This window comes from Fluviirhizobium alvei (assembly GCF_030551875.1).
In the GTDB taxonomy this organism is placed as follows: domain Bacteria; phylum Pseudomonadota; class Alphaproteobacteria; order Rhizobiales; family Rhizobiaceae; genus Rhizobium_E; species Rhizobium_E alvei.
The window spans coordinates 12,889-38,099 of record NZ_JAUOZU010000024.1; the positions used below are offsets into that span (position 1 = coordinate 12,889).

Consider the following 25,211-nt stretch of genomic DNA (forward strand, 5'->3'; position numbering starts at 1 on the left):
GAATGAACACGCCAGCCACCATTGAACAAGAGTTCGATCTTGCGACCAGCCGCATTGAAGTTTTCGCGGTTGAGATCCTGAACGAGATCGACATTCCAGAAGAACAGTTTGATCGCGCTGTGATGTTCGATGTTGAGCGTCAAGCCGTGCGCGGTTCTGGACACCGAGTATGGGGAGAGGGTGCATGAAGATGATTACAACAGTTCTTGAATGGTCAACCGACATTGACGCCGCCCCGCGTGGTGAGATTGTCGAAAAGGTTGTCGATGTTCAGCGAAACGGAAAGCGAGAGCGCAGGGTTTACGAAGAGTACGTACCTACGAAAATTCTTGCGCTTACGAAGTGCGGAAAGATCGTCGTGACGCATTACATTCCGCCTCGCTTTACGCAATCCGGATCGAAGCTTGATGGCGATCGATGGAGCGTTTTTGCGGCCAACGAGGCGCCTGTGATGTGGGCAGCAATGCCAAGTGCTGAAATTCTTCAATCATTCCTTGGTGGAAGCTATGACACAGCGGCCTGACGAACTCATAGAGGATTACAAGTCCAGCTATCGCGCTCACTTCGGCGGTGAAGCTCCGAAGGTATGGAAAGGCTCGCACGGCGGCTTCACGATCGTACACCATGACGGCGGACGAGAGAACCTTAGCGCTAGACAGATGCGCCTCTTCACCGCCATCAACTACGAGATGGCAGAAGCAGTTAAGCAGGAGAACGAACATCGCGTTTCTATGGTGATGGTATGACGTCATATCGTTCCGTCCCTCGCTCAAAGTTGGAAGCTGATCTTTCACAGCTGCGAGCTGAAATCGCAGATGCACAGGCGCTAGCTAATTCTATACGCATCGAAATGCAGGCGCGCCTTGCCGAGCCACTGGCTGTCATCGGAAGGCTTGAAAAGAAAGCAGATGAGATCGACGCGGAGATCAAGCGGCGCGAACAAAATGACGCGATTGTGCCGACGGTGAGCGATCACGCTTTGTTGAGATACATTGAGCGCGTGCATGAAGTTGACATTGAGCAGATACGCGGAATTTTGCTTGAGAAGGCAGAGGCAGCGATAAAGGCCGGCGCGTCTGCTGTGAGGCTTGATGATTGCACATTGGTTATTCGCGGGTCTTCCGTTGTGACTGTAAAGGTAGAGCAAAAGCGCGAGAAACCTAAGAAGATGACGCGCGCTAAACGTCAACAGTTTGAGGACTACGAACATGCATAGTATCCTCTACGCAATCGTTGGATTTGTGTTTGTGCTGTTTGTCTTCGCCGTGGCGCTCGTCCGCTTCTCTCGTAATGAACATGATGAAGAAGACATGAACGGCGCGCTTGAAGGCGACCAGGTGAATTTCAAAGACAACCATTCGATCGGTCACTCCTCCCTGTAAGGCTGATCGATAGCGAGCGCCGCGTCATCCTCCTCCCCGCGGCGCTCGCACCTAATTCGCGGAAAGCGACTGGATAGCCGAAGAACTACGGCGTTTGTCGCTTCCGATATTGGAATAAACGTCTCGCCGATGCGGCGGACGGTCGTGGGAATTTGATTTGGCTCCGCAACCGGCCTCTGATTTTTCCCACGACCACTCTTATTCGACTTCCTGCGCATGACTGCCTCCTTGAACAAGAGCAATCAAGCAAAGGAAAATTGTCATGGACGACAAAACACATGGTTTTCACGACGAAATTTTTGGCAGGAAAGACAAGGTAATGCGTGCTGCTTTAATGGACGACGTCAAAGGAATGGCTGGGTTTCTCCTAGCCAAGGAACATCGTGGGCCTGGCGATACGATAGAGGCAGCCAGTTACCGCGTTCAGACGAAATACGGCGTGCCGGCATCGTTCTTGATGAGGCTACGTCATCGCGAAGTAAAAGACATCATGATGTCAAACTTCATCGCGCTGGCGACGGCATATCAAGCGGCACTCAATAAGATAGATCGGGCCTACGAGCATGAGAAGGCTTTGGCAGACAATACGAAAATTCTCCGCTTGGCTCGTGCTTTGGCTGGCGAGGAAGGCGAGGGGTAGGTGATGATATACGGAAGTGTCTGCTCCGGGATAGAGGCGGCAACGATGGGTTGGCACCAACTGCATGGTGAGGAGAACGATCGATGAACGTGGTTTTGTGGGGCCTATTTTTGGCCTGTTATGTTATTCTCATTGCATCGATGGCATATGCGCACGAGAGACGCGACAGATCGATTTTTCTGTCTGGATTGACATGTGGTGTGGTGTTTATAGCGATAGCCAATCAGGTGGCGAAGGCGGTGCTGGGATGACAGACCCAGCCGAAATGCTGTCATGGATAGATAGGCGCATAGCGAGCGCAAAGAAATGGCTTGAAGTGGATTGAATAGGTGAGTAATGGCTAGACGACATGTATTCATCAAATGCTCTGTGGATGACTGCGAGAGAAATGGCCATCGTTCTGGCGGCGGATCACGCGGTTGCTGCGCAATACACTACTACCGTCTTCTAAAGCATGGCGACCCACTCGGTGGAAGGACGTTCGCCGGAGATCCTATGAGATGGATGGAAGATCACAAGCGCTATGCTGGTGATGAGTGCTTAAAGTGGCCATTTGGCAAGGCCAATAAGGGATATGGCCTCATTCTTGTCGATGGGAGGAACATGCAGGCTAGCAGGTTCATGTGCATTTTAGCGCATGGAGTTCCAGAGTCTCCTGATCTCCAAGCTGCACATACTTGCCATAACGGTCACCAAGGATGCGTCAACCCTCGGCATTTGAAGTGGGAAACTTTTGCCGAGAACAATAAGGTGAGGCCAAGAGCGCGTTTCGGCAGCAACTCGCCATCAGCAAAACTGTCTGAGGAGCGGGTTGCTTATATGCGACGAGTGTATAAAGCCGGCAATTCAACTCAAGAAGAACTCGCGGAACTTTTCGGGGTAAACATTTCCACCGTCAACAGTGTCATCCATCGGAAGACGTGGAGGCATGTAATATGATGGACAGTTACCTTTTCCGATCCTGCTTTGACGACATCGCCATGCTGACGGAAATACGCGCCGCCTATGCCAAGGCGCTAGCAAGAAGGGAGGCTGGGCAATAATGGCAAAGCTCACGAAAGCGCAAGCGAAAGCCCATCAGCAGGCCTGTGACCTCCTAAATAAGGACGTTCTGTCAGATGACGAAAAGTTTTTTGTAATTGAAAACTGGCAGGAGTCGGCGATGCACATCAACAGCACATCGGGGGCTTTTTTTACTCCATATGGTCTAGCTCGTGATTTTGCGATTGAGACATTCTCCGGGCGGATGATCGACCTATGCGCCGGTATTGGAACCCTATCGTTTGCAGCTTCTATGATGCACCGCTGGTCTTCGGCACGGCTAGACATCACCTGCATTGAAATCAACCCAGCCTATGTGGCTGTCGGACGGAAGATTTTGCCAGAGGCGACATGGATAGAGGCTAGCGTGTTCGATGTTATCGATATGGACCTAGGCCGTTTCGACATCGCCATTAGCAATCCTCCTTTTGGGAGGATAACGCGACCTGATGGTAAAAGAAGCCCGAGATATACTGGAGCAGAGTTCGAATTCCATGTGATAGATATTGCCGCGCACCTGGCTGGCTACGGCGTGTTCATTTTGCCTCAAATGTCGTCTGGGTTCCGCTACAGTGGATCGCAGCACTACCAGCGCGATACGAGCGGAAAGGCATTTGATTTTCAACAGAAGACGGGCGTCTATTTCGGCCCATCGTGCGGCATCGACACGGCAACATATCTTGGCGACTGGCGCGGTGTGTCCCCGCTCTGCGAGGTCGTCTGCTGTGAGTTTGCGGAGTTGGCCGCGGTTCCTTGCCACGACGCTCATGTGCAGTTGCCTACCACTGTTTACCAGGCGACATCGAAACCTACGGGAACCACCAGCCAGTTGAGCTTATTCGGAGAAGTCGTATGACAGTAGTAGCAAGCCGCTTCGAGCGCAGACACCGCGATCTGTACGAAACAGAAAAGTGGGCTACTGAGGCACTTATTCGCCGGTTCCCAGTCCACGGCCTCACGGTATGGGAGCCGGCGGCTGGCAACCACATGATTGCCGATGTTCTTCGCGAGGCTGGAGCAACAGTTCGCACGTCCGATATTGCGGTCTACGATCGCCAGCATGACGCCATCTATGATTTCCTTGTCGATCGCCCGCATAGCGAGCCGTTGGTGCAGGCGATCATCACGAACCCTCCTTATGGCAAGGGCAACCGAGACGCCGTCATATTCGCGCGCAATGCGCTGGAGCGATGCGACGGCCTCGTTGCGCTTCTGCTGACGGCCAAATTCGATTTTGGAAAGACGCGCCGGTTCCTGTTCGCTGACAATGATCGGTTCTGGGCAAAGATCGCTCTTGTCGATCGTATCCAGTGGTTCCCTGGCGACACGTCAGGGACTGAAGATCATGCTTGGTACATATGGGGACCAAAGGGCGCTCGTTACACCAAAACGATGTTTTGGGAGGGGAAAAAATGATACGACTTTCCCTGCCATATCCACCATCTGCATGGGATCTCTACACGGGATGGGGGAAAGGCCGCCGGCTATCGAACGAATACAAGAAATGGCGCGATGACGTTGGCTACTTCGTCAAGGTGCCCAAAGAGCCGATATCGGTTCCATTCTCCATATCTATCGCGCTTCGTCGCGGAAGCGGGCGGCATGACCTAGACAACAGAGCAAAGGGCATTCTCGACGCACTGCAGCATTATGGCGTGATCAAAAACGATAACCTATGCGAGCGGATTTCAATGCACTGGGACGCTGATTTACCGGCTGAGTGCGTTGTGCTGCTGCAAGAAGCAGAAGAGGCAGTAGCATCATGACACCGATCGCGACAGCGCTTAAACACATGCTCGCTTCCGGCCTTGCGCATGAGAGTGTCGTAAAAGCCGTCGAAGATATGGAGCGCGAGATGTACGGCTCAAAGCGCGCGAAGACAGAGACGAAACATGAAGCAAGCGCTGCTGTTGATAGCGCTCTTGATGTTTACAAGCTTTATGCCGAAAAAGCCGGATTCTCCATACCTCGCAAGCTTACAGCCGAACGCGTCAAAAAGATCAATGCGCGCTTGGCAGAAAGCGGCGAAGATGCATGGGCAGAAGCTTGCAAGAAGATGGCAGCAAGCTCGTTTTGCCGCGGTGTGAACAATAGCGGGTGGAAAGCGGATCTCGACTTTCTCTTGCAGCCGTCCAGTTTCAATCGCATCCTTGAAGGACGATACGACGACCGAAAGGCCGTAGCGAGAGAGACTGAATTTGCCCGCCATCAACGCGAATGCACCCAAGCCTTAGAGCGCAAAGTCTATGGAGGCCGCAATGAACACTTTGCCAGCGACAACCCAGCTTTCGACCTTAGCCCTGGAGATTGGCGAGCTCACTGAAAAGCTGCAGCCACCTACGAGCGAAATGATTGCCGCCAACCTGCTTTCTATGCGCCGTGTTGGCATGGCATACTCGCAAGGCATAGACCCGGAGATGATCGAAACTGTCTATTCATACGCTCTTAGAGACGTCTCGGCGATCGGGCTGCAGGAAGCCACAAAGAAGATCCTCAAGGGCGAATATGACATCGAATACGGTTTCATACCTAAGCCGCCTGAATTGGCAGCCATGGCCCGTTCAGAGGCTAAGAAACACAGAGTCAAGCGAGCTGATCTGATAGAGAAGCAGCGCACGCTCCAAGATCTCAGCGCATACCGCAGCAGAAAGCCGGATCATGGAACGAAAGAGCGCATACGAGAGGTGCTTGGCCGGTTCCGTGCAGAGACAGCAGCGTCACGCGTTGAGAACGCGCTACCGCAAGAGACGATGAGCGAAGAGCGCGCGGCATACTTTTCGCAGATCATGCAGCTTAACGACGCAAAAGACGGTCCAGACGCAACACAAATGGCCTTTCGTCGCAGGATCAAGTCAGAGATTGAACAGGCAAGTTTAGGTGAGGTGCAGGAATGAAGCTATTTCTTATCCTTTATGCAGGCTCAAAAATTGTCGGCACATGGGGCCCGCTGCCATATGGCATGGAAGAATGCCGCAACCGAGCTGACGATCGCCGGCAAGACATCAATGAATTGATTCAGACAGGGGTCAATTCAAAGGGAGAGAAGATACCAAAAGAAGCGATCGCCATGATGAAAACATTTCGTCTAGGCTGTGAGTACCATGCTCACAGACCAAGTTTGGATCATAGTGAGGTTCAGGAATGACAGCGCATATCATCCCGGTTCGTTCAGAGTTCTCCGGCATTGCTGATATACGAAGCCATGCAAGAGCTGTGCGTGAAAGGCTGTTTACTGCTCCGAGAAAAGCGACGAAAGTTTCTCTTGTTGATGACAAAGAGACAAAGATACCGCCGCCTATGTGGCAGACGCAGCCGATGCTATTCAATGAACATGAAGTAGCATACCGGGTCCAGTTGGCGCTGGCTGAACTGAAGAAAAACACAGAGGTTCCAGACACGCATAAAAGCATCATGCAGATAGTTGCAGAGGTGCTTAAATCGTACCCTGGGATCACAGTTTCTGAGGTTAGAGGACCGTGTAGAGATGCGACTTTGGTGCGTGCGCGACATGAGGCGATTTACGAGGTTAGACGGCAAACTAGCTTTTCGCTCCCACAGATTGGGCGCTGGTTTGGCGGGCGTGATCATAGCTCTATTCTCAGCGCTGTCCGCAAGATTAGAAAACAGAGGCAGGAAGCATGCGAGTAGAACGCAAAGCAGAATACGCGAATTCAACATTGCCGCCGCTTGAGGAGCTTGTAGAGCTATTCGCGGAAGGCATGACGACGAAGCAGATAGCCGAGAAATATGGTGTTAGAAATGATACTGTAAGAAGCAAATTTCAGAGGTATGGCGTGTCACTTCGTGATATCATTGTTCGCACAACAAGGATGCCAGAGCCGAAAGACGGCGTGATGAATTTCGTGACATCCACCGGCTATGTCTGTTCTCTGCCGAAGGTGTCTATTCTGGAGAATGGCGCATGACTGATATCATCGAGAGAAAGTTCGTGTGGAAGAGAAACACGGCACAATATTCGACAGGAGAAATTCTGTACATTGGAAAGATCGCCGTCGGCGGGTGGTTTAACCCAACAGTTTCGAAAGGCGACCCGACTTTGTACAGAGCTAGAATTGATCTTCCTAGCCTTACGATGAGTAGGGCAACGATCGATTTTGATAACCATGAAAAAGCTCGTGCGCGCGTCGAGGCTGCGGTAAAAACTTGGTTCAAGTGGCTAGAGCAAGAGAGCGTTGAGGCCGCCGCGTCATGACAGAATACAGCTACGGCCCATGGATCAAGCACGACGGCAAAGGAATGCCGGTTGATGGCGATACGCTAGTAGAAGTGAAATATGAGAACGGAAATGTAGACAAACCATGCGAGGCTGAAATTCACGATTTGCTTGATAGCTGGGGGCCGGAACCAATGGTCGTCGTTCTCTCTATCTCAGAATACCGCATCGTAAACGAGGCTAAGCTATGATTGAACGTTGCTTTACACCATCAGGTCAACTTAAGTTTGATCCGTACCGAACGGATAGAGGCGATGAAAATTATAAGTTGCTTTTTGATGATCATGGAGAGCTAAAAGACCGTACGGAACTGGCAAGATTGATCATAAAGAATAGCTGGTCATGGGAAAGCGATGCTGTAGCGCTTTTTCATTCATCAGTCTTTGCTTCAAACACCAAGGGAAATTATCCAACGGTGTATTATTGGAGGTAAGTCCATGACAGACAACGTCATCGATCTAAGGCCAGAAGCAAAAGAGCGCCTGATCTATCTTTGCGTTGAATGCGGTTGCTCAACGTTCTACATGTACTCAGACGGCACGACAGAATGCGCAGCGTGCAATGGGCTAGATGCCGGCGGTGAATGGGTGACGAAGCTCGAAAGCCAGCCAAAAAGCCCTGAGAAGACAGACGCAGGTAGTTTTAGTGTTACATGCGTTGGTTCTCCTGAGCTTGCAAGGGAGCGAGTCGTAAAGAACATCAATACGCGCAAAGGCGAGCTTGCTTTGCTCGGAGGATGGTTCGAGGACGGATCTGTATCTCTATGGGACGGCGCGGAGGACGACGATCAAAACGATTGGCTGATAAACAAGCTTAGAGAAGCTGCCGACCATCTGGATATGCGGAAAGTCAACCCAGACGACGACAAGTGAAAGGACGATTGAGCATGAACGGATATAAGCCTTCTATGTATCTTGCGAAAATTGGCATAACAGTCGCTGCATGTTCTGCTATTTTTGGCGTTATCGTGTTATCTGCGTCTATCTTGAAATATAACTCAGGAGACGCATTGGTGCAGGCATTAGTTGTTGGCGGAGCTGCTGCCGTGTTCCTAGTCAATGTCATCGCGTGCGCTTTTATCTGGCGCGCATAATGAAGGACGATTGAGCATGGCAAACAACTGGTATGCAATCCGCACACGTCCAGGCTCACAACGGCCTGTCAAGGCTGGTTATTCCGGTGACAGGTTTGTCGAGGACGAGACGATCATTGAACGCAACCTCCGCCATGCAGGTTTCGACGGGTTTATGCCGGCAACATACCGCGAGATCCGCCACCACCGTACAGACGAGTATATCACCAAGCGCTATCCGCTCATGGTTGGCTATATGTTCGTCCGCAATCCTGCCAGCTTCTACAAGCTAAAGGACGTCGTTGGCGTCTCTGACATCCTTGGCGTAGCTGGCTCGCCGATGGCGATCTCTGAGGCGACTATTTCCGCTATTCGTGACGCAGAGGAACGCGAGATTGAAATTCTAGAACGTCGCCGTGCTGCAAGGCTGCAGAAAGAGCGCAAGCTATGCCGCAAGCTAACTCGCAAAGAGGCGCGTGAACTGTTCCCGGCGAACAAGCGCATCATTGTCTCAAGCGAAGGTTATCTTTCAGGCATGGCCGGGGTTATCGTGGATGCTACAGGCCGCAATACGATCAAAGCTGTGATTAACACGTTGAATGGACTTGTTCCGGTTGAGCTTGGTATTGAAGATTTCCGTGAAGCAGTGTAAAGAGGTTTGCATTAGGCATGATTTTGGGTGTTCAGAGCGGTATCGCCGGCCCTCCGCCATATCTAAATGGCGCTGGGTTTATATTGCCTGAATTCCCGCATGTTTGCCGAATGCAGCATTGACTACATGAGATTGATGTCAGCGCAAGCCTTGTCGGCAAAGCAGTTTGGAATGGCGTGATTGACTGCCCATCGTTTGGCAGGATTACGAAATGGTGATGGGTGCCTCCTTTGGCATAATCTTGCAAGTCCAGAGCCGATCCATTCCAAAGCATATCGCCATAGATGGCGCTGGCGGCCCGTATTGTGGTGAAAGCCGCGACGGATAACAAAAGACAACCTGTATAGGTTATCGCCGCTAATAGTTTGGAATGGTGTCTCAAAGGGCACGATGAGTTGGTAATAGCGCTGATTCCGCGCCGTATGGTTCGAATCCAACGCCGTTCCAAAGCATATCATACGATGGTGTTTAGTGGGTGGTGAAGCGCCTTATAGCGAGGGATGTAGTACGGTCCCAGAAGCCCAGTACGATGGCAATGTCACTAGAACATCGTACTTGAGCACGGCAAGAAAAATCGCCATTGGCAGGCTAACCGTGCAGCCAAAACATATAAGACGATGGTGTTTTGAAGCCGCTCCGGAATGCAGGCTTCATGCTGCACCCCAACACCTCCTGCTAGCCAGGTTAAGCGGTCCGGCGGTCGTCTGTGTAATTCGCCAGAATGGGCAACGATATCAGCAAGCGGCGTGGATTAGTACACGCGGTTGGACCGAAACGACCTGAGAGTTCGGAGCCAGTTGGCCAGACTACCTTTAGCCGGTGACAACCCGGCCTTGCTGATCATTCCGCCTGCATAGCTCAGCTGGATAGAGTCCATTCCTTCTAAGAATGTTGTCGCAGGTTCGAGCCCTGCTGCGGGCTCCAAGCCAAACGGAGAATACGACGTGACGTCGAACAGGTTCAAGCCGACTGGCAAGAAAGTCTTCGACCGCATCATGGCTGGCCTGCAAGAGGTCAAAGCCGCATCTCCTATGTGGGCCGATCTTGCGTATGAGAATATTTTCAACGTCTCCGAGCGTCATTGCAAGATTGGCCGCGTTACCATGAAGAGACGAAACCCGCTTCCTGAGATCAAGGAAGGTAAAAGAAACGTCGTCATTCAAAAGCGCAGAGTGTGGACGCGAAAAGATTCTGTCGATGCTGTCGAGAACATGGTGAACGGCGGAGTGCCTGGGCTTAGATAGCCAAAGCAGACGGCCTGCTAATAGCCGTAGTTGCATAAAAGTGTCTGGAAAGCCTCGTGAAGGACAAGCCCGCAAGGGAGCGACTAGGGTAACAATTCATAGGGCGGGCCCCTCCTGTGCTCCTCCAAGCAGAGCGCCAAGCATCGATCGGTGAAAGCCGCAATACCGCCGCCTAGCCTGTCCCTTTACAGGCCATGAACCGGGAAATCATGCATGCTGGATAATGTAAGGGCCATTGATATGGAAGTAGCATCAATACCGATGCCGAATGTCGAACTAACCATTGAGGTCGTTACACCGAGAGCGTTTGGCCTGCGGCTCTCTCTCATGCGGGCGGCGCTATGGGTTGCTGGTTTCGTGGCGCCATCGAATATTGCGGTCAACACCGACATCAAGGTTATCTGAGATAGATGCCTGTTCTCACCAATTCGCGGCATGAAGCGTTTGCGCAAGCCATAGCGAAAGGGGCAAGCGCAGTTGACGCTTATGTGCAGGCTGGATATGCACCAAGCCGTTCTGCTGCATCAAGGCTGTCAACAAATGTGAACATAGAGCGCCGTGTGGCGGAATTGATCAATAGAGGGGCCGACAGGGCAGAGGTTACAGTAGCCAGGGTTCTGCAAGAACTCTCTCGCATCGGCTTCTCCGATCTTCGACGCGCATTCGACAAAAGCGGACGCCTATTGCGACCCGAGGAATGGGACGACGACACAGCTGCCGCTATCGCTTCTGTCGAAGTAGTGACGCGCAACATTGGCGATGGAGAAGTCGAACACGTCCACAAGATCAAGGTATGGGACAAGAACAGCGCTCTTGAGAAGATCGCCAAGCATCTTGGCATGTTTATCGAGCGCGTTGAACACTCGGGCGGGATGTCTCTCAATGTGACGTCAGAGGACGCAGAACTGTGACGAATGACACCTGTAAAGCTTACGGAGAAGCAGAGAGAGGCTAACAGGCTTCTTGCTGGCCCCGCGCGGAACATCATGCTACGCGGCGGCTCCCGGTCTGGGAAAACGTTCGTTCTCGTTAGGGCTCTTGTCCAGCGAGCGATCAACGCGCCTAGATCGCGTCATGTTATATTTCGTTTCCGGTTCAACCATGCAAAAACATCGGTATGGTCGGACACGCTGCCAAAGGTCTTGCTGCTGTGCTTCCCTTCTCTGAAGGTGCGGTTCGACAAGACGGACTTTTACGTAGAGCTTCCAAACGGATCTCAGATCTGGATTGCAGGGCTTGATGACAAGGAGCGGGTCGAGAAGATCCTTGGGCAGGAATACGCCACGCTCTATTTCAACGAAAGCAGCCAGATCCCATGGGCATCCGTCGAAATGGCGATGTCGCGCCTTGCTCAAAAGGTTGAACTGGCGACTGAGATAGCGAAGGCAACGGGTCGTACACACCTGGCTCTCAAAGCCTACTTCGATTGCAACCCGCCATCTAAGCTCCATTGGAGCTATCAGATGTTTCGGGCCAAGGTAAAGCCGGGGACAAAAGAGGCGCTGGCCAAGCCGGAAGACTATGTAGAGATGCAGGTCAACCCGGTTGATAATTCGGCCAACCTGCCTTCCGAATACTTTGACGTGCTTGCCTCGATGTCAGCTGCAAAGCGCTTGAGGTTCGAGGCAGGAGAATGGGCAAGCGAAGTCAGTGGTGCGCTATGGGCTCTTGAGGATCGTTTGGCGCCTGACGGCAAGGTTATGCCTGGGATAGATAGCCTTCGCGTTTCCAGCGCTCCTGACCTGCGCCGGATCGTTGTTGCCGTAGACCCGTCAGGAACGCGTGGTGATGGCGGTGGCGATGACATCGGTATTGTGGTAGCTGGGCTTGGTATTGATGGCCATGGCTATGTTCTGCACGATGGAACGTGCCAGTTATCCCCGGAAGGATGGGGCCGGCGGGCTGTTGACCTTTACCACAGGTTCGGAGCGGACAGGGTCATAGGTGAGCGAAACTATGGCGGCGATATGGTGAGGTTTACGATCGCCACAGCTGACAGGAAAGTTCCTTTCAAAGAGGTTGTCGCAAGCCGAGGCAAGGTCGTCAGAGCGGAACCTGTAAGCGCGCTCTATGAACAAGGGAAAGTTCACCATGTCGGGTCTTTCCCTGATCTTGAAGATCAGATGAGCAATTTCACTCCTTCTGGCTATGTCGGTGAAGGATCTCCGGACAGGGCTGACGCCCTTGTTTGGGCATTGACGGAACTCATGGTGAAGGAACAGCCGGCGGCGGCTGTCTTTGGTACGTATTCAGGAACGACGAGATGACAGACGACAAAAAGACGCCTGAAAGCGAGTCTTCCGATTATAAGAAGATGCAGAGCTATTGGGAGATGGTGGAAACCATCCTTGGCGGCACCGCGGCTATGCGTGAAGCTGGCGAGAAGTATCTGCCGAAGTTTCCGCATGAGGCTCGATCAGACTACGACATCAGACGGCGCACTGCGAAGTTTACGAACATCTTCGCCGATATCGTGGACACGCTCGCTTCCAAGCCGTTCGAGAAGGAAGTATCTGTTCAGAATTCCGGGCCGGTTGAGCCGTTTCTGGAGGACATTGACGGGCAGGGCAACCATATCCACGTCTGGTCAGCCAATGCGTTTCATGCCGGCGTTGCTGACGCTTTCACATGGCTCTTTGTCGATTACACCCGCGACGTGCCGCCGGGCGCCACAGTCGCACAAGAGCGGGCAATTGGAGCGCGTCCGTACTGGATTCATCTACCAGCTAGCCGCGTGAAGGCCGTGTATTCCGAGACTATCGGCGGCAAGGAAACGATTGTTCACGCCCGCATTGAAGAGAATTCACGCGAGCGTGATGGATGGGGCGAACGCGAGATAGAACGTGTCCGCGTGATTGATCGCGAAGTAGCGCGCAAGGACGATGGCACAGCGATTTCAGCCGGGCCGCCTGTCTGGTCGCTTTACGAAGAGAGAAAGAACAAAGCGACAAACGAGGAAGAATGGGTTCTGATCGGCCAAGGCCAGTACACGATCAAATACATTCCGCTGTTCGCGTTTGTCACTGGCAAGCGTGAGGGAAACTCCTGGGTTGTTCGTCCTCCTCTCCAGTCGGCGGCATATCTGCAGATTGAGCATTACCAGCAGGAAAGCGAACTCAAGCACGCTCGGCAGATGAGCGCATTCCCGATGCTTGCCGGCAATGGCGTAACGCCTCCTGTCGGCGACGACGGCAAGCCTGTTGCGGCCCCGATTGGGCCTATGAGCGTTCTATACGCGCCTCCTGACGGTGACGGCAACAGCGGCGAATGGACGTTCATTGAGCCGTCGGCAACGTCGCTTGAGTTTCTGTCTCGCGAGGTTGACAAGACGGAAGCGCAGTTGCGTGAGCTTGGACGCCAGCCGCTCACGTCTCAGTCAGGCAATATCACGACGATTACAGCCGCATTTGCTGGCGACAAGGCGCACACTGTCGTTGAGGCTTGGGTGCTTAACTTCAAGGACTTCCTCGAGAACGGTCTTAAGGCAACAGCCGATTGGATCAAGAGCAAGATTGAGCCTGTCGTTGACATCAACACAGACTTTGCGCTTGCTCTCAAGGAAGACACAGGAATGACGAACGTTGACGCGGCTCGCGAGCGTGGCGACATCAGCCATGAAACGTGGTTCGATGAGGCTAAGCGTCGCGGCATCATCGGCCCGAACATCACGTTCGAAGATGAGCGCGAACGTATCCTGGCAGAAATGCCCGGCGATCCTACGGACGGCGAAATGATTGACGCTGTCACGCCTGACACTGCTCAGCAGCAGCAGGACGCACAATTGCAATAACTGCACGATCGCGCAACGCGGTCCTTGTTTTCGCGGCAACGCGGAGACGGCCAACCATGCCTGATTCCGGATGGATAAGGCGAAACGCGGTGGAAACCGCAAACAGTGGGTGGAAGCCCAAAGGAAGACACAGATGAAGCTCAAGACAATTGAACAGGACGGCAAGGTTTACGCCCTCGTAGAGGACGGAAAGCCGGTCTATACCCACGACGACGGGAAAGACATTCCTTTCGACGCGGCGCAAGCCATGGGCAAGATCAGCGAATTGCAGCGCGAAGCAAAGACGCATCGCGAAGCAAAGGAAGCAGCAGAAGCCAAGGCCAAGGCATTCGATGGGCTTGACCCAGCCGGCGCCCGTGATGCTCTCGACAAGCTGTCCAAGATCGACGCCAAGAAGCTGGTCGAGGCTGGTGATATGGACGCGGCAATCCAGACCGCCCTCAAGCCAGTGCAGGAACAACTTGCAGCGGCACTGAAGGACAAGGAAGCGCTCACCGGAAGCCTCAATCAGGCTGTGATCGGAAACGCATTTGGCCAGTCGAAATTCGCGGCGGAAAAGCTTACCCCGGCTGGCGTTGATCTTGTCCGCCTCCAGTTCGGCAACCAGATCAAGGTCGAGGACGGCAAGCCGATCGGCTATGACCAGAACGGGCAGAAGATTTATTCCAGATCGCGCCCCGGCGAACTGGCAAGCTTTGACGAGGTTATCGAAACCTTCGTCGAGTCATACGCCTTCAAGGATCACATTCTAAAGGGCGTGAACGCAAATGGCGGCGGCGGTCGTCAGTCTTCTGGCGGGAACAGTTCTGGCGAGAAGACAATGACACGCGCCGAATTTGACGCAATGGACCAGGCAACGCGGTCCGCAAAATTCAAAGAGGGTTATAAGGTAGTGGATGCTGCCTAAGCCTAACTCCTTCTACCGTCCATTCGGAAGATTGGCGGTGCCTCGGGCTGGATAGCCCAATCCTCCCAAAACATCGCCATTCATTCGAAAGGAAATCCAAATGGCAAACGTACTCAGCAATCTTGCTGCTGACATCTACAAGGCAGCGGACATCGTCGGTCGTGAGGCTGTAGGCTTCATCCCGGCTGTTACCATCAATTCCGGCTCTGAGCAGGCTGCACAGGGCGACACCGTTCGTTCGTTCGCCACCCGCGCCGTGACCGTCAACACTTCGGCGACGCCGTCCATGACCATCCCGGAAGGCGATGATCAGACGATCGACACGAAGACCATGACGATCTCGCAGATCGCATCCGTTCGCATCCCGTGGACCGGTGAAGACATCAAGCATGTCAACAACGGCTCCGGGTTCGAGACGATCTACGGCGACCAGATCAAGCAGGCGTTTCGCGGCATCGTGAACACCATTGAAAATCATGTCGCTACTGTCGCGTATCAGAACGCATCGCGTGCATTCGGCACGGCTGGCACGACGCCGTTCGGTTCCAACTTCGATGAAGTCGCCGAAATGCGTCAGATCCTCGTTGACAACGGCATCCCGATGGATGGCCGCGTGTCTCTCGTGGTGAATACTTCCGCCGGCACCAACCTTCGCCAGCTCGCGCAGTTGCAGAAGGTCAACGAAGCAGGCGGCGCCGAAATGCTCCGCAATGGCACGCTGCTTGACCTGCAGGGCTTCATGCTCAAGGAAAGCGCGCAGGTCATCGCTCACACCAAGGGCACCGGCACCAGCTACCAGTCGAACAACGCTTCCGGTTATGCTGTCGGTGACAAGACGGTCGCACTCGACACCGGCTCTGGCACTGTTCTTGCTGGCGATGTTGTCACCTTCACTGGCGACACCAACAAGTACGTGGTCAACACGGCCCTTTCTGGTGGCTCGCTTGCGATCGGCGCTCCTGGTCTTCGTGCGGCCCTCGCAGACAACATTGCAATGACGATTGGCAACAACTATCGCGCCAACATCGCACTGCATCAGTCGGCCGTCGAGCTTGCCATGCGCCCGCTTGCAAAGCCGCAGGGCGGCGACGCCGCGGTCGATGAAATGATCGTGCAAGATCCGTTCTCGGGCCTCGTGTTCCGCATCTCTGCCTATAAGGGCTATAACAAGGCGATGTTTGACGTCACCTGCCTTTATCAGGCGAAGGCATGGAACCCGCACGCCATTGCAACGCTGCTTGGCTAACCAACTACAGGGGCGGGGAAACTCGCCCCTTAACCACACGGGTGAACCATGACTATTCGAATGATCAGGCATGACGACGGCAAGACCGGCGATATTCACCCTGACGAAGTAGAGAACATGAAGAAATTCGGCTGGGTTGTCGATGATGCTGCAGAGCAAGACGACATCAGCCTATCAGACACCGAACTTCGAGACGCCATCGAAAAGGCAACCGGTGTTCGACCGCATCACAAGACAGGCCGCGATAAGCTCCTGAAGGCATACAGCGAATTGAATGCACAGGAGGCGTGATGGCTGGCGGCAACGTCTACACGCTTTTTGGTGAAAACCCTCCAGAGCTTGGTGAGCCGAACCAGCCATTGATAAAGGCGATCACAAACCTTCTCGAAATGGCGAAGACAGGACGGCTTCAAAGCTTTGTTGGAACTGGCTTTACCCACGAGGGCAACCGTCTATCATTGTGGTGTGACACGCACCCCGACATTTATCAAATGCTTGGCTCTATCGCCTGGCTTGAGCACGAGTATGTTGAACGGCAAACCAAGGCGGATTGACCATGGCCCTTACAGTCGAAACAGGAACCGGCCTGTCTGACGCGGACGCGCTTATCACGCTCGCATTTTCCGACGCGTATCATAGCGCGATCGGCAACAGCACTTGGACCGGCACGGACGCGCTCAAGGAAGCCGCAATCCGCCGCGCTACGGCGTTCATCAGCAATTCTTTCACATGGCAGGGCCTCCGCACCCGAGGACGTTCGCAGGCGCTCCAGTGGCCGCGTTCTGGCGTTATCGACGCGGAAGGTTACGGCATCAACTCCGACGAGATCCCGATCGAAATTCAGAACGCCGTCGCAGAGATCGCATTGCGTGAGCTTGTGGATCCTGGTGCTATGAACCCTGACTTCAAGGCTTCCGAACTGGTCAAGCGCGAAAAGGTCGGCCCGCTTGAAACAGAATACGCGCTTAGCAACACGTCCGCAGATGCGCAAAGGCCTGTGCTGTTGGCGGTGCGCGATATGGTATCGCAGTTTCTGTTGTCTGGCACGTCTAGCCCGATCATTGGCCGGAGCGTTCGGGTCTGATGGCTTTTGATTACGCCAAATCACGCGCAACGGCTGAAAGGCTTATAGGGCGCTTTGGGCAAGCAGGCGCTATCAAGCGAACGACGGATTCTGGCCCGGCGTACGGACCGGCCTATGACCCTACAGTGACGACAACGAACTATGCATGCACGCTTGTCGTCATTGATATCGCACTCGACAAGATCGACGGAACGCTGATCGAAGCCACCGATAAAATGGCCTATGTCTCCACCTCTGGGCTTGCCATAGACATCACGACGGCTGATTTCATCGAGGTCGGTGGAGTTGAGCATGCAATCAAGATAGTCCGTCCGCTTAACCCGGCTGGAACAGTCGTGTTATGGGAAGTGGTGTTCACCGTATGAACGACAACAGGCCGCCACGCTCGACAGTTCGCCTCATGGTTCGCGGCTCGATGATCGCTTTCGTGGTTGGCGCGTTCGCCCGCTATGGCTGGGAATCGACTGGCTGGATGATCGGGTGAAGTATGGACTTTGACGAATTGCTTGAACGCTATGAGCCACGGCTTGCGGCGGCGTTTCGCGAGTGCATCGAAGCGATCAAGTCCGCTATTGTGCTCAAGGCTGTCGTCGAGAGGCTGCAGCGTGGTGATATCTACGGAGCAATCAAGGCAATCCAGATCGAGTCGGAAGTTTTCTCTGCGCTTGAGATCGCCCTGCAAGAGGCATTCAATGCCGGCGGGGTTAGCATGGTTGAAAGCCTGCCAAAGCTGGTCGCACCCGATGGAACGCGCGTCCTGTTTCAGTTCGGCGTCCGGAACCTTGAGGCTGAGGCGCTTCTTCGGTCGCAATCGTCAGGGCTTGTAACAAGGATCACAGACGATCAACGAGAGGCGCTGCGCATCGCATTCGAAAGCGGTCTATCGCGTGGGCAGAACCCTACCGCAACGGCGCTTGAGGTCGTCGGTCGCATCAGCCGTGTGACCGGGCGGCGGGAAGGGGGCTTGATTGGGCTTACATCGCGCCAGGTTGAGTTCATCAGCCGCGCACGCGAAAGTCTGCTGGCTGGCGACGTCGATGGAATGCGCCGCTATCTCGAATTGAAGACACGAGACCGGCGGTTTGATCGAACCGTTGCCAAAGCGATCCGCGATGGGAAACCGGTGCCACCGGATATGGTGGCGAAGCTCATTGCGAGGCTATCCGACAGAAACCTTCTCTTGCGCGGACAGACAATTGCGTTGGAGGAGACCCGCACCGCACTCTTCACCGTCCGCGACAATGCAATCCGTCAGCAGATCCAGGCCGGAAAGATCGCTGCGCAGGACGTGACAAAGCACTGGCAGCATTCTGGATCGGAGCATCCGCGTTTGCAGCACATTGAGATGGCTGCCCGCTACAAAGCAGAAGGCGTGCCGCTTGATCAACCATTCATCGCCGCCGATGGAACCCCTCTCATGTATCCGCATGACCCAAAGGCTCCGGCGAGGCATACGATAGGTTGCAGGTGCCGCATGAGCTATGACATCGATTATGTCGCCGCTGGGCTTCGCAAGTATCGTGCTAGGACAGCCTAATGGCATCGCTTTCTTTCGCCGCTGCAGTCGCTGGATGGGCTGAGAAGGTGCCGGAGGCGATCGAGGCTGTTCGAAATGAGAGTGCAAAGGAAGTCGTTCGCGATATGCAGACGCTCCGGTCGGAAGGCGGGCGCATGCGGTTCGACACCGGTTTTCTCTGGTCGTCTCTCATGGCAAGCACATCGTCTATGCCGAGCATCAATGCCAGCGCACGCCCTGCCGATGGCGGTAGCTATTCCTTCGACTTCGGACAGGTGGAAGCAGTCATTGCCGGGTCATCTCTCGATGACACGCTCTATTTCGGTTACACGGCATCCTATGCCGCATATCGCGAATATGGGGCCAACGGGCAGCCAGCCGATGGGTTTGTACGCCTAGCGGCCATGAATTGGCCGGATATCGTCAATCGGAATGCGAAGAAGGTGAAACAGGCTTTTGGTCTATGATGGCTTTATTGCCGTCGCTTCCTTCTTCCGCCGCCATAAGAAGGCCGATAGCAAGAAGCAATAGCGCCTTGTCTGCAGCGCGAATGGCTGTTTCTGCCCGTTTTGTGATGCCGCTCTTTTGGGACAACAACTCACGGGCTTGAAGAAGGGCGTCATGGGCCTCGTTGTCGGTGAGAAGTTTTTTGGACATGAGGCATTGATATATGGCGACCGGTGCTGACGCAATCATCCTTTCTGCCTTGCTTGAACATCTCGGCACGTTGACGTTCACGCCTGCTTTGCAGATCGCAATGCCTGGTATCGACTTCCCAGCTGCCGGCCAAGCCAAACCGGGCAACTACCTACAGGCGTCATTCCTGCCGAACGACACGACCAACACCGAACTTGGGGCAGGGCAGGAGCAGCACCGCGGGATCATGCAGGTGTCCGTTTACTGGAAGAATGGTGTCGGACTCATCAAGCCGCTGGAAGCCGCCGACCGTATCATCGACCACTTCGCCAAAGAGACGAAGCTCTACAAGGATGGGCTCAAGATTGTGATCGATCGCAAGCCCTATGCAGCCCCACCGCTGCAGGAAACTGACCGTGTGCATGTGCCTGTCACGGTTCGATATCACGCTTTCTCTTGACATAGAAAGGAGCCTACCATGGCTGGCATCAAGACGACCCTCGCGGGCGCGAAAGTATCCATCAGCACCACTGCCGTGACGCTGCCGCTCAATGCCGCTGGCTTCGCGGCTCTGACCTATTCGGAAATTGGTTCCGTCGGGAACCTCGGCGATTACGGCGCCGCGCCGAATATGATCTCCTATAACACGCTTGCAACGCAGGTCACGTCGAAGGCCAAGGGCGTCGAGGATGCCGGCGAACTGTCCATCGAGGTCGCCCGCATTTTTGACGATGTTGGCCAGATCGCGATCCGGGCAGCCGGCGCCACCAAGCATATCTATGCGATCAAGATCGAATATGACGATGCGCCGACGGAAGACTGGTCGAATACGATCATGTATGCAGCCGGCCCCGTTTCCGGCCCGCAGATGCTTGGCGGCTCCACCGACGATTTCATCCGTGAATCCTACACGGTGGCATTCACTGATCAGCGGCCGATTTACGTCGCCCCTGTCGAAACTCCGTGAGGCTGACGCATGGATCTCCTTTCAATCACCCCGAACACAACGTTCCTCGCTCTCAAGCACCCGGCGACCGGTGAAGATATCGGCGTCACGGTCGAGTTGCGCAGCCTTGAAAGCGATGAGGTCAAGGCCGTCGAGCGCATGATCAAGAACAAGGCGCTCAAGGGCGGACGCAACACAGTCACCGCCGAAAAGATCGATGACAACGCGGCGGCTATTCTTTCCGCAGCGATCGTGTCGTGGAGCTTCTCCGGCGATGCCAACCTTGGCGGCGACAAGAACCCGGCCTGCAATGATGCGAACAAGCGCAAACTGCTGTCCGTGCCGCCGATCGCCAAGCAGATTGATCAGGCGCTCGGAGACGAAACCGCTTTTTTCGCATCCTCGGCGAACGGCTAAGCGAAGCCGTCGCCGTTGCGGTCGAATGGAACACGCCAGGCTATGAACTTGATCGCGGTCGGGCGGGGAAAGACACGGTCTCGAAGCGCGAAATGTACGAGCGCTTCGGGCGCGACGATCTGATCCAGACGCCGGATATACCTGAAGAAGGCGAAAGCCTTTGGTCTGCATTCTGGGCGCTAAACAGACGCCGTCAGCATGGAATGAATGGACCGCAGCCTTTGACCTATTCCGAGATCGGATTTTGGTCACGCCTCACAGGAGAAATCCTCCTGCGAGACGAAATTACAATCATCATAGAAATGGATGACGCCTATATCGTCGCTCTTGAAAAGGAGCGAGACGCACAGCGCGTTGCCAACAAGCGTCCGGGCGATCGGGATTAGTGAAAACCATGGCTGCTTCTTGCTGGGTGATCAACTTTTTAGCCCTGAGGTAATAGCGGCCATCTTCGCCTCCAATTCCTTACGTAGGTCTTCCCGATGAGTGACATCAACTTGGCCAGGGCTAAGAGGATTGCCGAACGTCGCGATGATGCGTGGGGATATCTTGGTAGGGTTGTCGCCGGTAATCGCAAACTGGTAGAATATCTTCAAGTTGTTGGAGAAGACCATTTCTCCGGGCGTTTGATATCGCTCCACCAGCAACGTGAAATCGCTATCGGTATTGATCCTGTATTTTGCGTCAGAAAATCCGGCGACAAGCGCCTCTCTCGTTTCAAGCCGACTGGCCGGGACGGTATACTCCAACGGCTCATAGTTAAGCGTCGTGCACCCACAAAGCAGCGTCAAAAGCGCGGCTACAAAAAGTCCGATTTTCATGATTGCCCCCCAATACGATCAGAGCAATCAAGCAAAACTCGGAGAGGTTGTCCAGTTAGTCTTTCAAGTAGCCGTGGCCAATCAGCCAGTCGCGGAGGATGCGGCGGATCGCTTCGGAATTACGGTGAGGCATTTCGTCTCCGTGTATCAGCGGTTTGCTTCATGCTGCCTTTTACATAGGCTATCCATTTGTCATCGGGTTCGAACGGTACCTTCCCTCGATCAATGTCACGCTGACGAAGTTCATCCACCCAAGGCTTTAAATCATCAGAAAGTAAATCGTACACGGAGGTTTCAGTCGCAAGACCTAGGCGGTCTTGAATGCGTCTTATCATTGCGCTCGTCGTATATTCATCGCCAGCCGAAATGCAGGAGCTTATGGCGAGAGACGGGAATGGCTTGGCTTCGCTGCCGGTCGCTTTGGATACTGCTGCAAGTGCCTGATCGAAGGTAATGTTAAACCATTCGCCCATGATACGAAAACTGTGAAGACTGGAAAGCGCGCGGCGTTCGGCAATTGTCGCATCATCGCAGGGGAATATAGCCTCTCCAACCAACGGATACCCTGAGTGGCCTTGGTGCTGGCGCAATCGTCTTATGGGGTCGTTTGCCCTTCCAACCTTCCGCCATCCGAGAGGGTGGGCGATTATGTAGAGATAACTCACTTTGGCAGGTATCCTTTTTCTTTGAGGTTTGCTGTCAGGAGTCTTTCGACGTAGGAGGCCAGGGACCGATCATCATCGGCTGCCGCTTTCTCAGCGGCGGCTTTCACTTGATCTGGCACCCGAACTGAAATTGCAGAAGTTTTTGCCATGTGTTCACTTGTGTGCAGTTGACATTCAAATAGAATGAGTTCATATTAAACACAGTTGCACACAAATGCAACGGGCCGATACAAGAGTTCGCACCTCTCGACCGGCCCTAACCGAAACGAGGATCTTAGGAGGATCATCGAATGGCTAACTCTGCCATACCCCTTTCTGCGCTTTTCCGAAACCCCGTTGTAGCGGATGCCTTCCGCCGTGCGGAGCGCGATGCCGGATCTGCCTATGCTGTTACGGAGCCGAAGAAGCCGGTTCTTGCCGGCGGCGCTGCTCGCGTTCTGGAGGAAGTGGCATGAACCGGCGCGCTGTTTTGAAGGGTGGCCTTGTTCTTGCTGCTACGGCCCACACGGTGGCGCTCGCCCCTGAAAGGGCAAGCAGCGCTACGCTGGCGAGACTGACCATGGCTGATGGTCACGCATCTCCGTTCGCAGAGAAGGGAGACGTGATCGTTTTCGATGAAGCGAACACTACGCCCGAGAGCGGAGCGACGTTCGTCACGAAGGCTGAAACGTCAGGGATGCCGTATGTTGGGCGGATCTGGCGGGATGAAGACGGCCACTGGTGGCTTGAGAGATTTGCGCGAGGCGACCTCTACGGCCCCGTGCCGGACGAGATGATGAACCGGGCCATTCAAGGCCGAGTTACAGGCGTCTGGAAACACATCACATGAAATCTGGCGTTTCGGCGCCTGATAATTGCATCCAGAAATCAAGCACAAAAGAAGAACAAAAATGATATTGGTGCGCAGGTTGTGGAGGGCTTGGCAATTCTATTGCGATGCGTTGCCGCTTTCTGACACATCATAGAAGATTCGCGATGGCGAATACCCCGGCCCTAAACGGGGTGAGGGAGAGCGGCGTCTTTGCTTGGACACCATTGCCGCCGCTCCCCCTCGTGTCCACCGGCGATTTTAGGGATCGCCAGCGAAAAGGACCCATATCATGGGCAGCATCCAAAATCCTACTACATCTCATACAACGATCGTCGCAGAACGCAACCCGATCGTCTTCATGAAGGGAGGCGAAGTCGTTGCCAACAGCCGCGACGTGGCCGAATACTTCGAGAAAGCACACAAGCATGTACTCGACGCCATAGACGACCTGATCCAGCGCGAGCCTTCCATTGAGCCGAATTTTCGGCCCATTGAAGTTGAAGTGAAAGTTGGTTTCGGCGTTCGGCTTGATCGCGGCTTCGATATGACTCGTGATGGCTTCACACTGCTCGCAATGGGCTTCACTGGCAAGAAGGCGCTGTCGTTCAAGCTCAAGTACATCGAAGCCTTCAACGTGATGGAGGCTGAGCTTCGCGGGAATATCCAGTCGGCTCGTGTCAAGGTCAACGTTCCGACAAATGAGCGCCTTGCTGTAGCCAGGGAAGGTCGCCTTCAGTTCAGGATGTTCCGGTCCGTTGCCCGAGATATCGGTCTAAAGGGCAATCAGGCAGTTCTCTCTGCGAACCGGGCGACGAAAATGACAACCGGTTTTGATGTCATGGGTGCTCTGGGGCTCATGCGCATTGACGCCGAGGTGAACCAACCGGATCTTCGGCCATCTGATATCGCCGAGCGTCTCGGTATACGTAGTGCTCAGGAGGCCAACAAGCTTCTCGTCCGCTTCGAGTATCAGAACGCGCTCCGCGATCACAAGGGGCACGTCTACTACGAACTGACGCCGAAAGGTGAGCGCGCGGGCGGCGTCTTCAAGGACACCGACAAGAAGACCGGGCACGGAGTCCCGATCAAGCAACTCATGTGGGCTTCTCGGATCGTCGATCTTCTCAGATCCGATATGGAACAGGAGAATGCATGATGAAGAACGTTTCGCACATTGAGATTGAAGGTGGAACCGTTATTGCGGACGGCAACTGCTCGCTTCCGACGTTCATTGGCCAGTATCGCTATTACGTCAGCGTCATCGAGGGTGATGGCGGTCGCATTTGCATGTGGGACGGAGACGACTATGCGGATGCTCTAATGGAAGCGGATGAGCTCAAGACTTCCTTCAGTGCACGAAGAGTCGTGGATATGACGGTGATGGCGGCATAAATCGCCATCTGGTGACATTTTGACATGAATTTTCGGCGGTTCTTCGGAGCCGCCTTTTTACATGGATCACCACTTGCATTCTTCGCGCAATGGTTTGATGGCGTCGTCAATTCCAGTGATATCGAATTCAGCGGTAACTGGGCTGCTGCCAAAAGGCGTAAACTTCACGATGAATTTCTTCCCGCCCAAGGCCTGCTTGATGAACGGTATTGCGCTGGATCCAGACCAAAGCCCAAGCGCTCTGCTGTCCGTCGATTGATCCATCTCCACAGATCGTGCCGGATGTTGGTCAATACGATAATCAACTGTCCCATAGCCTGGGATATTTGACACCATCTGGCACTCTGAGCTGACCATAACGGAAGTTCGATTGTCAGCACACCGAAGGTTCAAGAATACCTTGCTCTGGCGTCCAAACGAGCATGTGACGATATCTTCGGACTCAACTGACATGAACACGAGCTTTTTGTCAGTGAGCTTCGATACCTCATTTTGCACCACCCACTTGGTGGACTGTGCTGGCGTCACAACTTCAACGGTTGGGGTTCGTCCACTCTGTTTGTCGTAGCAGGACAGGCGATCAAGATCATGTTCAACCTTCGCACAATCTGACGGTTGAGCGACTGCCGACCCCGCGCAGACAGAACCAATGAATACAAAAATAGCAGCAAAACGCATTCTATCCTCCGTTGCAAAAACGCGAGGACGATAGCCA

45 protein-coding genes and 1 tRNA gene are annotated in these 25,211 nt (G+C 54.0%); 42 read left to right on the forward strand and 4 right to left on the reverse strand.

Going from position 1 to position 25,211, the window contains the following annotated elements; genetic code table 11:
• Positions 1–2 precede the first annotated feature (2 nt).
• From Q4481_RS23595 to Q4481_RS23755, 34 genes are all read left to right on the forward strand, one after another.
• Positions 3–188 (forward strand): hypothetical protein, encoded by a 186-nt coding sequence (locus Q4481_RS23595; protein ID WP_304378882.1) that lies wholly within the window; start codon positions 3–5, stop codon positions 186–188.
• Positions 185–523, forward strand: coding sequence for a hypothetical protein (locus Q4481_RS23600; protein WP_304378883.1), 339 nt, complete (start codon positions 185–187; stop codon positions 521–523). Before Q4481_RS23595 ends, Q4481_RS23600 begins: the two co-directional genes overlap by 4 nt.
• Positions 507–746, forward strand: coding sequence for a hypothetical protein (locus tag Q4481_RS23605; protein ID WP_304378884.1), 240 nt, complete (start codon positions 507–509; stop codon positions 744–746). Before Q4481_RS23600 ends, Q4481_RS23605 begins: the two co-directional genes overlap by 17 nt.
• The gene (locus tag Q4481_RS23610; RefSeq protein WP_304378885.1) at positions 743–1,216 is read left to right on the forward strand and encodes a hypothetical protein; all 474 of its coding nucleotides are present in this window, start codon (positions 743–745) and stop codon (positions 1,214–1,216) included. The genes Q4481_RS23605 and Q4481_RS23610 overlap by 4 nt, the downstream gene beginning before the upstream one ends.
• Positions 1,209–1,382, forward strand: a complete 174-nt coding sequence (locus Q4481_RS23615; RefSeq protein WP_304378886.1) for a hypothetical protein — start codon at positions 1,209–1,211, stop codon at positions 1,380–1,382. The genes Q4481_RS23610 and Q4481_RS23615 overlap by 8 nt, the downstream gene beginning before the upstream one ends.
• A 262-nt stretch (positions 1,383–1,644) precedes the next feature.
• Positions 1,645–2,022 carry a hypothetical protein gene (locus Q4481_RS23620; RefSeq protein WP_304378887.1) on the forward strand — a complete coding sequence of 126 codons (378 nt, stop codon included), beginning with the start codon at positions 1,645–1,647 and terminating at the stop codon, positions 2,020–2,022.
• Positions 2,023–3,064: 1,042 nt separating this feature from the next.
• On the forward strand, positions 3,065–3,919 hold the full coding sequence (locus Q4481_RS23625) for a methyltransferase (protein ID WP_304378888.1): 855 nt from the start codon (positions 3,065–3,067) through the stop codon (positions 3,917–3,919).
• On the forward strand, positions 3,916–4,479 hold the full coding sequence (locus Q4481_RS23630; RefSeq protein WP_304378889.1) for a hypothetical protein: 564 nt from the start codon (positions 3,916–3,918) through the stop codon (positions 4,477–4,479). Before Q4481_RS23625 ends, Q4481_RS23630 begins: the two co-directional genes overlap by 4 nt.
• Entirely contained in the window at positions 4,476–4,829 is a 354-nt protein-coding gene (locus Q4481_RS23635) for a RusA family crossover junction endodeoxyribonuclease (protein WP_304378890.1), read from the forward strand. The genes Q4481_RS23630 and Q4481_RS23635 overlap by 4 nt, the downstream gene beginning before the upstream one ends.
• Positions 4,826–5,386, forward strand: coding sequence for a hypothetical protein (locus Q4481_RS23640; RefSeq protein WP_304378891.1), 561 nt, complete (start codon positions 4,826–4,828; stop codon positions 5,384–5,386). The genes Q4481_RS23635 and Q4481_RS23640 overlap by 4 nt, the downstream gene beginning before the upstream one ends.
• Positions 5,322–5,957 carry a hypothetical protein gene (locus Q4481_RS23645; protein ID WP_304378892.1) on the forward strand — a complete coding sequence of 212 codons (636 nt, stop codon included), beginning with the start codon at positions 5,322–5,324 and terminating at the stop codon, positions 5,955–5,957. Before Q4481_RS23640 ends, Q4481_RS23645 begins: the two co-directional genes overlap by 65 nt.
• Positions 5,954–6,208 (forward strand): hypothetical protein, encoded by a 255-nt coding sequence (locus tag Q4481_RS23650; RefSeq protein ID WP_304378893.1) that lies wholly within the window; start codon positions 5,954–5,956, stop codon positions 6,206–6,208. Before Q4481_RS23645 ends, Q4481_RS23650 begins: the two co-directional genes overlap by 4 nt.
• Positions 6,209–6,474: 266 nt before the next feature.
• Entirely contained in the window at positions 6,475–6,711 is a 237-nt protein-coding gene (locus tag Q4481_RS24635; RefSeq protein ID WP_354542341.1) for a helix-turn-helix domain-containing protein, read from the forward strand.
• Positions 6,702–6,989 carry a helix-turn-helix transcriptional regulator gene (locus tag Q4481_RS23655; RefSeq protein ID WP_304378894.1) on the forward strand — a complete coding sequence of 96 codons (288 nt, stop codon included), beginning with the start codon at positions 6,702–6,704 and terminating at the stop codon, positions 6,987–6,989. Before Q4481_RS24635 ends, Q4481_RS23655 begins: the two co-directional genes overlap by 10 nt.
• The gene (locus Q4481_RS23660; protein ID WP_304378895.1) at positions 6,986–7,276 is read left to right on the forward strand and encodes a hypothetical protein; all 291 of its coding nucleotides are present in this window, start codon (positions 6,986–6,988) and stop codon (positions 7,274–7,276) included. Before Q4481_RS23655 ends, Q4481_RS23660 begins: the two co-directional genes overlap by 4 nt.
• Entirely contained in the window at positions 7,273–7,488 is a 216-nt protein-coding gene (locus Q4481_RS23665; protein ID WP_304378896.1) for a hypothetical protein, read from the forward strand. Before Q4481_RS23660 ends, Q4481_RS23665 begins: the two co-directional genes overlap by 4 nt.
• A gap of 246 nt (positions 7,489–7,734) precedes the next feature.
• Complete coding sequence (locus Q4481_RS23670) at positions 7,735–8,169, forward strand: hypothetical protein (protein WP_304378897.1); 435 nt, start codon at positions 7,735–7,737, stop codon at positions 8,167–8,169.
• Between the two features lie 14 nt (positions 8,170–8,183).
• On the forward strand, positions 8,184–8,390 hold the full coding sequence (locus Q4481_RS23675) for a hypothetical protein (RefSeq protein WP_304378898.1): 207 nt from the start codon (positions 8,184–8,186) through the stop codon (positions 8,388–8,390).
• 16 nt (positions 8,391–8,406) lie between these two features.
• Positions 8,407–9,021, forward strand: a complete 615-nt coding sequence (gene nusG / locus Q4481_RS23680; RefSeq protein ID WP_304378899.1) for a transcription termination/antitermination protein NusG — start codon at positions 8,407–8,409, stop codon at positions 9,019–9,021.
• An 847-nt stretch (positions 9,022–9,868) separates the two neighbouring features.
• Positions 9,869–9,945 (forward strand) — tRNA-Arg (locus Q4481_RS23685).
• A gap of 20 nt (positions 9,946–9,965) precedes the next feature.
• On the forward strand, positions 9,966–10,265 hold the full coding sequence (locus Q4481_RS23690) for a hypothetical protein (protein ID WP_304378900.1): 300 nt from the start codon (positions 9,966–9,968) through the stop codon (positions 10,263–10,265).
• A 213-nt stretch (positions 10,266–10,478) separates the two neighbouring features.
• Entirely contained in the window at positions 10,479–10,670 is a 192-nt protein-coding gene (locus Q4481_RS23695; RefSeq protein ID WP_304378901.1) for a hypothetical protein, read from the forward strand.
• A 5-nt stretch (positions 10,671–10,675) separates the two neighbouring features.
• Positions 10,676–11,176 (forward strand): terminase small subunit, encoded by a 501-nt coding sequence (locus tag Q4481_RS23700; protein WP_304378902.1) that lies wholly within the window; start codon positions 10,676–10,678, stop codon positions 11,174–11,176.
• Between the two features lie 3 nt (positions 11,177–11,179).
• Positions 11,180–12,532, forward strand: coding sequence for a phage terminase large subunit (locus Q4481_RS23705; RefSeq protein WP_354542340.1), 1,353 nt, complete (start codon positions 11,180–11,182; stop codon positions 12,530–12,532).
• Positions 12,529–14,055: a DUF4055 domain-containing protein gene (locus Q4481_RS23710; RefSeq protein ID WP_304378904.1), complete on the forward strand. Its 1,527-nt coding sequence runs from the start codon at positions 12,529–12,531 to the stop codon at positions 14,053–14,055. Before Q4481_RS23705 ends, Q4481_RS23710 begins: the two co-directional genes overlap by 4 nt.
• A 133-nt stretch (positions 14,056–14,188) precedes the next feature.
• Positions 14,189–14,962 carry a DUF6651 domain-containing protein gene (locus Q4481_RS23715; RefSeq protein WP_304378905.1) on the forward strand — a complete coding sequence of 258 codons (774 nt, stop codon included), beginning with the start codon at positions 14,189–14,191 and terminating at the stop codon, positions 14,960–14,962.
• 100 nt (positions 14,963–15,062) lie between these two features.
• Positions 15,063–16,208 (forward strand): major capsid protein, encoded by a 1,146-nt coding sequence (locus Q4481_RS23720; RefSeq protein ID WP_304378906.1) that lies wholly within the window; start codon positions 15,063–15,065, stop codon positions 16,206–16,208.
• 48 nt (positions 16,209–16,256) lie between these two features.
• Complete coding sequence (locus Q4481_RS23725) at positions 16,257–16,499, forward strand: hypothetical protein (RefSeq protein WP_304378907.1); 243 nt, start codon at positions 16,257–16,259, stop codon at positions 16,497–16,499.
• Positions 16,499–16,762 carry a hypothetical protein gene (locus tag Q4481_RS23730; protein ID WP_304378908.1) on the forward strand — a complete coding sequence of 88 codons (264 nt, stop codon included), beginning with the start codon at positions 16,499–16,501 and terminating at the stop codon, positions 16,760–16,762. Before Q4481_RS23725 ends, Q4481_RS23730 begins: the two co-directional genes overlap by 1 nt.
• A gap of 2 nt (positions 16,763–16,764) precedes the next feature.
• A complete protein-coding gene (locus tag Q4481_RS23735) occupies positions 16,765–17,292 on the forward strand; it encodes a DnaT-like ssDNA-binding protein (protein WP_304378909.1) in 528 nt (175 codons plus the stop codon).
• Positions 17,292–17,657 carry a hypothetical protein gene (locus tag Q4481_RS23740; protein ID WP_304378910.1) on the forward strand — a complete coding sequence of 122 codons (366 nt, stop codon included), beginning with the start codon at positions 17,292–17,294 and terminating at the stop codon, positions 17,655–17,657. The genes Q4481_RS23735 and Q4481_RS23740 overlap by 1 nt, the downstream gene beginning before the upstream one ends.
• A complete protein-coding gene (locus Q4481_RS23745; RefSeq protein ID WP_304378911.1) occupies positions 17,654–17,776 on the forward strand; it encodes a hypothetical protein in 123 nt (40 codons plus the stop codon). The genes Q4481_RS23740 and Q4481_RS23745 overlap by 4 nt, the downstream gene beginning before the upstream one ends.
• A gap of 3 nt (positions 17,777–17,779) precedes the next feature.
• Complete coding sequence (locus Q4481_RS23750; RefSeq protein WP_304378912.1) at positions 17,780–18,829, forward strand: putative phage head morphogenesis protein; 1,050 nt, start codon at positions 17,780–17,782, stop codon at positions 18,827–18,829.
• Complete coding sequence (locus Q4481_RS23755; protein ID WP_304378913.1) at positions 18,829–19,275, forward strand: HK97 gp10 family phage protein; 447 nt, start codon at positions 18,829–18,831, stop codon at positions 19,273–19,275. Before Q4481_RS23750 ends, Q4481_RS23755 begins: the two co-directional genes overlap by 1 nt.
• Here the strand turns inward: Q4481_RS23755 and Q4481_RS23760 are convergent.
• Positions 19,232–19,465, reverse strand: a complete 234-nt coding sequence (locus tag Q4481_RS23760; protein ID WP_304378914.1) for a hypothetical protein — start codon at positions 19,463–19,465, stop codon at positions 19,232–19,234. The genes Q4481_RS23755 and Q4481_RS23760 overlap by 44 nt on opposite strands.
• A gap of 13 nt (positions 19,466–19,478) precedes the next feature.
• Here Q4481_RS23760 and Q4481_RS23765 point away from each other — a divergent pair, with 13 nt between their 5' ends.
• The 4 genes from Q4481_RS23765 (at position 19,479) to Q4481_RS23780 (ending at position 21,193) form a co-directional block, all read left to right on the forward strand.
• A complete protein-coding gene (locus Q4481_RS23765) occupies positions 19,479–19,904 on the forward strand; it encodes a phage tail terminator-like protein (protein WP_304378915.1) in 426 nt (141 codons plus the stop codon).
• Positions 19,905–19,922: 18 nt separating this feature from the next.
• A complete protein-coding gene (locus Q4481_RS23770) occupies positions 19,923–20,411 on the forward strand; it encodes a hypothetical protein (RefSeq protein ID WP_304378916.1) in 489 nt (162 codons plus the stop codon).
• A 9-nt stretch (positions 20,412–20,420) separates the two neighbouring features.
• Complete coding sequence (locus Q4481_RS23775; protein WP_304378917.1) at positions 20,421–20,807, forward strand: hypothetical protein; 387 nt, start codon at positions 20,421–20,423, stop codon at positions 20,805–20,807.
• A gap of 92 nt (positions 20,808–20,899) precedes the next feature.
• A complete protein-coding gene (locus Q4481_RS23780; RefSeq protein ID WP_304378918.1) occupies positions 20,900–21,193 on the forward strand; it encodes a phage tail assembly chaperone in 294 nt (97 codons plus the stop codon).
• A gap of 30 nt (positions 21,194–21,223) precedes the next feature.
• Here Q4481_RS23780 and Q4481_RS23785 read toward each other — a convergent pair whose 3' ends face one another.
• Both Q4481_RS23785 and Q4481_RS23790 read right to left on the reverse strand, forming a co-directional pair.
• Complete coding sequence (locus Q4481_RS23785; RefSeq protein ID WP_304378919.1) at positions 21,224–21,628, reverse strand: hypothetical protein; 405 nt, start codon at positions 21,626–21,628, stop codon at positions 21,224–21,226.
• A 119-nt stretch (positions 21,629–21,747) separates the two neighbouring features.
• The gene (locus Q4481_RS23790; RefSeq protein ID WP_304378920.1) at positions 21,748–22,293 is read right to left on the reverse strand and encodes a GIY-YIG nuclease family protein; all 546 of its coding nucleotides are present in this window, start codon (positions 22,291–22,293) and stop codon (positions 21,748–21,750) included.
• A gap of 290 nt (positions 22,294–22,583) precedes the next feature.
• Between Q4481_RS23790 and Q4481_RS23795 the strand changes: the two genes are divergently transcribed.
• From Q4481_RS23795 to Q4481_RS23810, 4 genes are all read left to right on the forward strand, one after another.
• Positions 22,584–22,748 (forward strand): hypothetical protein, encoded by a 165-nt coding sequence (locus Q4481_RS23795; protein ID WP_304378921.1) that lies wholly within the window; start codon positions 22,584–22,586, stop codon positions 22,746–22,748.
• Entirely contained in the window at positions 22,745–23,122 is a 378-nt protein-coding gene (locus Q4481_RS23800; RefSeq protein WP_304378922.1) for a hypothetical protein, read from the forward strand. The genes Q4481_RS23795 and Q4481_RS23800 overlap by 4 nt, the downstream gene beginning before the upstream one ends.
• Before the next feature lie 271 nt (positions 23,123–23,393).
• Complete coding sequence (locus Q4481_RS23805; RefSeq protein ID WP_304378923.1) at positions 23,394–24,260, forward strand: Rha family transcriptional regulator; 867 nt, start codon at positions 23,394–23,396, stop codon at positions 24,258–24,260.
• Positions 24,257–24,496 (forward strand): hypothetical protein, encoded by a 240-nt coding sequence (locus tag Q4481_RS23810; protein WP_304378924.1) that lies wholly within the window; start codon positions 24,257–24,259, stop codon positions 24,494–24,496. Before Q4481_RS23805 ends, Q4481_RS23810 begins: the two co-directional genes overlap by 4 nt.
• A gap of 66 nt (positions 24,497–24,562) precedes the next feature.
• Here Q4481_RS23810 and Q4481_RS23815 read toward each other — a convergent pair whose 3' ends face one another.
• Complete coding sequence (locus Q4481_RS23815) at positions 24,563–25,174, reverse strand: type VI secretion system-associated protein TagO (protein WP_304378925.1); 612 nt, start codon at positions 25,172–25,174, stop codon at positions 24,563–24,565.
• Positions 25,175–25,211: the final 37 nt, after the last annotated feature.